This is a genomic window from Maribacter sp. 1_MG-2023, assembly GCF_030547005.1.
Classification (GTDB): domain Bacteria; phylum Bacteroidota; class Bacteroidia; order Flavobacteriales; family Flavobacteriaceae; genus Maribacter.
In genome coordinates, this window is record NZ_JAUOPN010000018.1 from 63017 (window position 1) to 72228 (window position 9212).

The 9212-nt window shown below is 35.1% G+C and carries 6 protein-coding genes; 5 read left to right on the forward strand and 1 reads right to left on the reverse strand.

Features of this window, described 5'->3' with window-relative positions:
* Positions 1 to 324: 324 nt before the first annotated feature.
* From Q4500_RS16655 to Q4500_RS16675, 5 genes are all read left to right on the forward strand, one after another.
* Positions 325 to 3507 carry a TonB-dependent receptor gene (locus tag Q4500_RS16655; protein WP_303600721.1) on the forward strand — a complete coding sequence of 1061 codons (3183 nt, stop codon included), beginning with the start codon at positions 325 to 327 and terminating at the stop codon, positions 3505 to 3507.
* A 10-nt stretch (positions 3508 to 3517) separates the two neighbouring features.
* Complete coding sequence (locus Q4500_RS16660; protein ID WP_303600722.1) at positions 3518 to 4849, forward strand: RagB/SusD family nutrient uptake outer membrane protein; 1332 nt, start codon at positions 3518 to 3520, stop codon at positions 4847 to 4849.
* A gap of 202 nt (positions 4850 to 5051) precedes the next feature.
* Positions 5052 to 5753, forward strand: coding sequence for a FadR/GntR family transcriptional regulator (locus tag Q4500_RS16665; RefSeq protein WP_303600723.1), 702 nt, complete (start codon positions 5052 to 5054; stop codon positions 5751 to 5753).
* Positions 5754 to 5874: 121 nt separating this feature from the next.
* Complete coding sequence (locus Q4500_RS16670) at positions 5875 to 7182, forward strand: MFS transporter (protein WP_303600724.1); 1308 nt, start codon at positions 5875 to 5877, stop codon at positions 7180 to 7182.
* Positions 7183 to 7206: 24 nt separating this feature from the next.
* Complete coding sequence (locus tag Q4500_RS16675; RefSeq protein WP_303600725.1) at positions 7207 to 7968, forward strand: SDR family NAD(P)-dependent oxidoreductase; 762 nt, start codon at positions 7207 to 7209, stop codon at positions 7966 to 7968.
* A 55-nt stretch (positions 7969 to 8023) separates the two neighbouring features.
* On the opposite strand, the gene Q4500_RS16680 is transcribed toward Q4500_RS16675, so the two are convergent.
* Complete coding sequence (locus Q4500_RS16680; protein ID WP_303600726.1) at positions 8024 to 9040, reverse strand: LacI family DNA-binding transcriptional regulator; 1017 nt, start codon at positions 9038 to 9040, stop codon at positions 8024 to 8026.
* Positions 9041 to 9212: the final 172 nt, after the last annotated feature.

Here is a 9212-nt window from a genome sequence, read left to right on the forward strand (position 1 = left end):
AATTCATCAAGCCCAAAGTTGTTAAAATGTATATTTCTCTTTTTTTAACGAATAAATAACATATATTTGGTAAACCAAATTGGATAACCAGTTTGGGAAACCAAAATAATAGCTTACTCAAATTATTATCGAACTTAATATTAATTAAAACTCAATGACAAAAAAACACATTAAAACATTTACTAAGACAAGTAATTATTAAACTGTTAACACAAACTTCTAAATAGTAGAATTAAAAAGTGTAACAGACTAAAAATGAAACAAAGCTCAATTTTCATTTTAGAATGCTTTAATCAGACTTAAATTAACATAACAAGACTACAAATGAATTTAAAAACAAAATTAGGATTAGTGATGATGTTGTTATTCAACATATCATTGTTCGCACAAGACGGTTATAACTTGACCGGTACGGTAACAGATGAGACAAGTATGCCTGTACCAGGTGCAAATGTTGTTATACAAAATACAACTACAGGTACTTCTACAGATTTTGATGGTAATTTCTCTATCACAGTTTCTAACGGAGATGTTTTAGAGTTTTCTTCGATTGGATATACTACTAAAGCAGTTAACATTACAGGCCAACAAACTTTAAATGTTGTTCTTGCCGAAGATGCAAGCCAACTTGAAGAGGTTGTTGTAGTAGGTTATGGTACTCGTAAAAAATCACACTTAACAGGTGCGGTTGCAAAAATTGGCGGCGATGACGTTGCTGCCGTGCAAGCCACTCGTGTTGATGATGCTTTAGCAGGAAAGTTGCCAGGTGTTTTAATTCAGAATCAAGACGGTGCGCCAGGTGCGGATCCAAAGATTCAAATTAGGGCAGCATCATCTATTTCAGGTGCATCAAATCCATTAATTGTTGTTGATGGCTATCCCATTTCTGGAGGTATAGCATCAGTTAACCCAAATGACATTGAGAGTTTAGAGGTATTAAAAGATGCTGCTTCTGCTGCAATTTATGGTTCTAGAGGTGCGAATGGTGTTATTTTGATAACTACTAAAAAAGGGAAATCAGGTAAGGCTAGTTTTAGTTATAATGCTTACACGAGTACTTCAAGTAAGTACAGAGACAATATCCTTCAATCTGGTCCAGAATGGGCTGCTCATGCAAGAGCAGAGATTGCTGCTGGTAATTGGGGTAGTACTGTTGCTACTCAGGATCCTGCTTTTTTAGAATATAGATTAAGTGCTTATGAAGATTCTCCTGGAGCTATAAGCCCAGAAGACTGGCTTTTTCAAAATGGTACTACAACCAGTCATGATTTCAATATGAGCGGAGGAACTGACGATGTAAATTATTTTGCTTCTATTGGGTATCAAAATGCGGAAGGTGTTGTTATTACACAGGGTTTTGAAAGACTAAATGCTCGTTTGAATATTGATGCCAAGTTAGGTGACAAGTTTAAAACAGGAGTAAATTTTAATGGGTTTACTTCTAAAAGAGATATTTTGGGTCATGATATGAGAGACCTTTTAAGGTCTTATGGTGTTCATCCTATATATCATACTACTGAATCAATTGCTTTTGTTCAAGGATTAGATGCTCAGGCACAAGGTTTAGGTCTTGCTGCTTTCGATGACGGATATAGAGGTTCAGGTTATGAGGCTAACAGCATATATGCATTAGAGCCTGGTATGGCGGCGCAAGATTGGCATTATGGTAGAGCTAATAACGGTATTGGAGGTTCTGGTGATGCTGGTCCTGCAGCAAAACTGGACAATACAGAAAGTTGGGAAAGAACATTTTTCGGTAACGTATCTGGATATCTTCAATTTAGTATCCTTGACGGTTTAAATATAAAAACTGTTTTAGGTGGAGATATGAATGACACTCAAATTTATAATCATAGATTATTAGGATTTGATTCAAGAGCAAGAGATTCTCAAACATTTATGAATCAAACTGACTTGAAAGTGACTTCAGTACTAAGTGAAACTACTTTGAATTTCGCAAAAGTATACGGTAAGCATGACATTTCTGCAGTAGCAGGTGTAGAATTTCAATCTACCAATTTCAAAGGAACAGCCTTGTCGGGCGCTAATGTGCCAGATACTGCTATTCTTAATTTCAACTTGTTTGACCCTGCAGATATAACGGTAACTGAACGTGATGAAAATAGAGTGAGAGAAAGTGTTTTTGGAAGGGTTAATTATGCATATGATGATCGTTTCTTAGCTTCAGTTTCTGTAAGAAGAGATGGTGATTCGCGTTTCGGTGCGAACAAAAAGTATGCTACGTTTCCTGCATTATCTTTAGGCTGGAATGTTCATAATGAATCTTTTTTAGAGGATAATGAAACTTTGAGTCAGTTAAAACTAAGATTTAGTACTGGTTCATTAGGAACAACTTCCTTTTTAGGATCATACGATGCTTTAAGTCTTTTGGAGCCGCAAGCAACAATATATGGAACAGGATATTTAATTCCTAATAATGTAGAAAACGAAAATTTAACTTGGCAAACCAATACAGAGACAAACTATGGTATTGATCTAGGATTTTTTAATAACCGGGTTAGATTGGGTGTAGATTACTATACTTCTGATATTGAAGATATCTTGATTAATCAAAGTGTTTCTGAGGTTTTAGGTACTACTTCAGTAGTACTTAACTCTGGTGATGTAAGAAGCTCAGGTATGGAATTTGAATTAAACGTTAATGCAGTTAGCAATGATGATTTCTCATGGAGTTTTAGTGGAAATTTATCTACTGTTGAAACTGAAATAACTGATTTAGGTGGTTTAACTGAATTGCCTCAGGTAATCTTTGGGCAAAGTGGTAGAGGTGCTGTCTTCAGAAACTACGTAGGTGGTGGAATTGGTGAAATGTGGGGATTAGAAACTATCGGAGATGTTGAAATGGAATATCTTGCAGATGGAACTAGACATCCTAACAGCCAAACAGGTGAGTCTTATGTAGTTGATCAAAATGGTGATGGTGTAATTGATAGAACTAAAACTGTTGAAGACGGTGGTGATTTAGTAAAAATAGGACAAAACACTCCCGATTTTTATTGGGGTATGTCTCATAACTTTAGATATAAAGATTTTGATATGTCATTCCAATTTCAAGGTTCTCATGGAGCTGAAGTATATAACATAGATCCACTTTATTATGGCTCTCAATGGGGAGGAAGATTAGATTACGATAGTTTAGATGCTAACGGTGATGGTATCGCTGATCATAATGGAGAGTACTACGAGCGAAATAGAAATCAAACAGATGCAATGATTCAGGATGCTTCGTATGTTGCACTTAGAAATTTAACTTTGGGTTATACAATTAATTCAGATGTGACTGAAAAAATGGGTTTAAATTCTGTGAGAATTTACGGTGCGGCTACTAATTTGTTGTACTTATGGGCTGATAACTATACGTCGTATAATCCTGAAGGTGTAAAGACAACAGGTGGTGATTATTTAGGTCCAACAACATACGGTGCACAAGTTGGTGCCAGTCCAATTGTTAGAAGCTTTACATTAGGTTTAAATCTTAATTTTTAAATAAGTAAAAATGAAAAAAGTATATATATTATTAATGGGGTCATTGTTGTTGACAACGGCATGTGACAGTGATTTAGATCAATTTCCTTCTAATATTGCGAGTTCAGATTCATTGACTGATTTTGAAGGAGTTTTAAATGCAGCATATTATTACCAGCTTGGAACTGTAACTCCGATGGCAATAATGGGGGAATTTAGAGCTGATAATGCGCTCATGGATGAAGCGCCTTATACCGCCTTTGATGTCTTTGACAATGAATTAACAACGATGGAAGATCAATTTTTTGGACCTTTCTATTCGGCGGCATATAAGTCAATTTTGTCTGCCAATAACGTAATTGAAAATTCGACGGACGCAGTAGAAATTGGTGAAGCAAAGTTTTTAAGAGCTTTATCATATTTTAAATTAGTGCAAGTTTTTGGTGATGTCACAGTTAATTTATCTGCATCTCCAAGTATAGAAGATACTGCTTCTTTGGTTAGACAGCCTGCATCTGATGTATATAGTAATGTTATTATTCCTGATTTGAATGATGCAATAGCTGTTTTAGAAACTGCAATTGTTGATGGAAGAGCTTCTAAATTAGCAGCTCAAGCTTTATTAGGCAAAGCTTATGCAGCACAAGGTGATTATGCAATTGCGGCACCATTATTAGCGGCAGTAGCAAATGCAACAAATGTTAGTTTGAAAGAGAATTTCAATGAAATTTTCGGAGCTGAAAACGAAGTAGGTAATTCTGAAATTATATATGCTACGCAAATATCAAGTTCTATAGTAGACGAGTATACTTTTGGTTCTGACTTCTGGAACTGGTTTGTTGGAGATGATTCAAAATCTGATTTACCAGTAGATCCCGATTTAGTAGCTGCTTTTGATGCTAGCGATGCTAACGGTGGTGGTACTGATTTAAGAAGGGCTACAACCCTAAGTGAAGATGGTACAACTGCTATAAAGTTCCCTAAAGAAGGTGGTTTAGGAGGTGAACACGATTGGATTGAGATTCGATTGGCAGATGTTATTTTGTTATATGCTGAAGCATTAAATGAAAATGGTTCTAGTGCTGATGATGTACTTGTTTTGTTAGATCCAATAAGAACAAGAGCTGGTTTGACTAGTTTAGTTGGTACAGCGACCACACAAGCTGAAGTTAGAAAAGTAATTCTTGATGAAAGAAGACTTGAGTTAGCATTTGAAGGACAAAGATGGTTCGATTTAGTAAGAACAGGAGCTGTTGATGCAGAAATGGGAGAAACAGTTAGTACTAATTACCATTTGTTTCCAGTACCAATTTCAGAAATACTTGCTACTGACGGTGTTATTAAGCAAAATGACGGGTACTAAAATTAATAAGTTTAAAGAAAGTTGTTTGAGTTAGTTTTTTTAAGATTGCTGGCTTGTTAAGCGGGTCAGCAATCTTTCATATAAGTATTTTCAGTAAAGTTCTCAATATTAAGTTCTTTAAAAATTTGATAACACAGTTATTTTCATAAATTTGATAAACCAATCTGGTTAACCAATTTATTTCATTAATAAAATGTGATTTATGAAGCTAGAGATACGTACAAGAAATGAACACAAGGAACTACACAATATTATAATTGCCAATATTAGAGATTTAATAAACAACAAAAATCTTGAACCAGGCGACAAATTACCCTCTGAGCGTATGCTCTCTGAAAAATTTAAAGTTAGTAGAAGTAATGTTCGTGAAGCAATTCAAAAACTAGAATTCTACGGTATTTTAAAATCGAAACCACAAAGTGGAACATTCGTAGCCGATATTGGGCAAGTAGCCATGAACGGTATGATGGATGATATTCTTGGATTAGAAGACCCTGATTTTAAATCACTGGTTGAAACAAGAATTCTGTTAGAACTAAAAACAGTTAGACTAGCCGCAAAAAGAAGAACCGATGACGATTTAAAATCAATGGAATCGGCATTAGAGGCCTTTAAACAAAAAGTATTGAACAAAGAAGACGCTGTTCAAGAAGATTTACTTTTTCATTTAGCAATTGCTCAGGCATGCGGTAACAGTACCATTAATAGAATGATGTTGATTATTACGCCAGAGATCATTAACAATTTTGAAAAGTACCACGTCTGCGATAAAAACCAGAGTGAAAAAAGATTAAAAGAGCATCAAGATATTTTTGAAGCCATTAAAGAACAAAATACACAGAAAGCAAAACAAATGATGAAAGATCATTTTGTTGAACTGTATAAATATTGTTACAATTTATAAAAGGGAAATAAACCACCCTAATTAACCAACGAATTGAAAATATTTAGGTCATTTTAGATTTTTACTAGAATCTAGCTGATTATTTTTCATTTACAAGCCATAACCAAAAAAGAACAGAATTATGAAAATTAAAGGATTAAGATGGTGGGTTATTGCTTTAATCGCAATTGCTACTATCATCAATTATATTGATCGTCAGTCTATCGGAGTTCTTTGGCCGGATATTGCAGAAGATTTATTTCCAGAAAGCACAAATGATGAACGTAAAGAAATCTTTGCTACTATCTCAGTGGTTTTCATGTTTGCCTATGCATTTGGACAAGCAATTTTTGGTAAAATTTTAGACTGGGTCGGCACACGAATTGGTTTTGCTATTTCAATTGGTGTTTGGTCCATAGCTACCGCACTTCATGCATTAGCTCAAGGTGTTTTAAGTTTTGGTTTCTTTAGAACAATTTTAGGAATAGCTGAAGCTGGCAATTGGCCGGGAGCTGCGAAAGCTAACGCAGAGTGGTTTCCAACAGAAGAGCGTGCATTCGCACAGGGTTTATTTAACTCTGGTGCAGCTATCGGTGGTATTATTGCAATACCTGCTATTGCATTTATGACCGTATATTTTAGTTGGCAGATGATATTTGTTATTGTTGGTGTTCTAGGACTTTTATGGTTAATACCATGGCTGATTTTAGTGAAAGCACCACCGAAAAAACACCCTTGGATTTCTGATGAAGAACGTAACTACATCTTAACAGGTCAAAAAAATCAAGATATAGATAATGACGGTACTCCAGACGACGGGTATAATCCAGACACCTCTAAACTTTTAAAACATAAACAAAGTTGGGGTGTAATCATAGCCTCAGCAGCTATCGATCCTATCTGGTGGTTATTTGTGGTATGGATTCCTATATATCTAAATGAGGTTTACGGTATGGACGTAAAAACAATTGGTATTTATGGATGGGTGCCATATGTTGGTGCAATGCTAGGTGCTTGGTTCGGCGGACTTTTTGCTCAGAATCGATTAAAAGCAGGATGGACTGTCGATAAAACTAGAAAAATAATAATTACGATAGGTTGTCTAATCATGTTACCAAGTTTATTGGCAATGGCGAACCCAGGAGGACCTACCGGAGCCGTACTAATTATGGCGCTTATATTATTTGGATTTCAAACCGCAATTGGTAATGTTCAAACTTTACCAAGTGATTTTTTTGGAGGAAAAACAATTGGAACTTTATCAGGTATAGCAGGAATGGCTGCTAAGTTAACAGCTGCCGCATTAATTTATTTAGTGCCTTGGTTAACTTCTGGTGGTAATTATACACCTGCATTTGTTATAGGTGCTACGATGGCAATTATTGCTTTGGCAAGTATCTGGTTATTATGCGGTAAAATTGAGCCGTTAAATGAAAATAAACTGAATTAAGAATAGATTAAAATAAATTATAACATGAGTACAGAAGGAAAAGTAGCAGTAATTACAGGAGCAACTGGTGGAATCGGATTTGCAGTTGCTAAAAGATTAGGACAAGATGGGTACACAGTTATCTTAAATGGAATAGATGACGCAGCTGGTGCCGAAAGAATCAAAGAACTTACTGCAGAAGGTATTACTGCTGAGTACTTAGGATTTGATGTTACCGACGAAGAAGCGGTAGCAAAAAACATTAAAGCAATCGGTGAAAAATACGGTAAAATAGATACGCTTATAAACAATGCAGGTGGACTAGGTGGTAGAGCTCGTTTCGAAGAAATGACTACTGAATTTTACAGAGGCGTTATGGCTTTGAACCTAGATTCAGCTTTCTTTGCTTCTAGAGCTGCAATACCTTACCTTAAAAAAGGTGACCACCCATCAATCATTAACTACACATCTAATGCAGGATGGACAGCTGGTGGACCCGGCGCTGGTATCTACGGTACTTCTAAAGCAGGAGTTCATGCGTTAACTAGAGCATTAGCAAAAGATTTAGCTGAATATGGTATTAGAGCTAATGCAGTATCTCCTGGTACTATTGATACTCCTTTCCATGCACAGATTAAAGCTACAAAACCAGAAGTTTTCGCTTCTTGGGCAAATAACATTATGTTAGGTAGATTAGGTCAGCCAGAAGATGTTGCTGGTGTTGTTTCTTTCTTAGCTAGTAAAGATGCTGCTTTCATTACTGCTGAAACTGTACAAATCGGTGGTGGTCAAGCTTTAGGTATCTAGTAAATATTTATACCTTATAAAAAAGCGTTATTGTGAATTCATAATAACGCTTTTTCTATTTTGAAGAATCTCGTATGATTAGTTCCGAATCTAGAATTATTTTATTTAAAGACTGCTCTACAACATCTTTTTCAACATAACTTAAAAAAGTATCTGCCGCTAGTTTTCCTATTTGCTTACTGTGCTGACTAATACTGGTAATTGAAGGTGTAACCAAAGAAGTAAATGGCTCATTCCCAAATCCTACTAATTTTATCTCTTCGGGCACTTTAATGTTTTTCTCCTTTAAAACTTGTAACGCACCCAAAGCAGCATAATCACTAGCCACATAAACGGCATCTGGTCTATTTTTTAAAGCCAATAATTTTTTAATTTGTTGTCTACCATCTTCCAATGTCAAACTACTTTCAATTAACAACTCATCATCATGTGGTAAATCGTGCTTTTTAATCGCATCTATATACCCACGTATTCTGTTATTAAATATTCGAGTTCTGCGGTATCCGCCTATATGGGCAATACGTTTACAACCCTGAGCTACTAAATGCTCTATGATCATATGACTACTAGCATAATCATTAATACCTACATAATCAACATTTAAATCATTCTCTCCCCTATCGAACAATATTAAAGGTATTCCGTTAGATTTTATTTTCTCGTAAAATGATAGATCAACAGTTTCATTCGCCATCGAAGCAATGATGCCATCTACTTGTAGATATAAAAGTGTATCTATATTGTTACACTCCTTTTCAAATGATTCGTTAGACTGTGTTATTATTATATTGTAACCCGCTTTATTAAGAACGCCTTCCATGCTCTCAACCACCGAAGAGAAGAAATGACTATTAGTTCTAGGCACTATAACACCAACCAATTTGCTTTTCCCTTTTCTTAATGCACTTGCCAAATGATTAGGTTGATAGTTCAACTCTTTAGCAACTTGTTTTACGGCTTTTTTTGTTTTTACACTTATACGCGCATCATCATTTAAAGCTTTCGAAACCGCTGCAGTTGAAATACTTAAAACATTTGCAATGTCTTTTAAAGTTGTTCTTTTTTTATTCAATTACTTTGTATATATTTGTTTAATCGATTAACCAAAAGTAAGACTTTAATTAACTTAATCAAAAATTGTCTGTTTTGGTTATTTTTTACGCAAAGTGGTTAATCGATTAAACAAACGATAAATCAGTATATATTAAACTTAATATTCACATGAAAAAAGTAGTAACATTCGG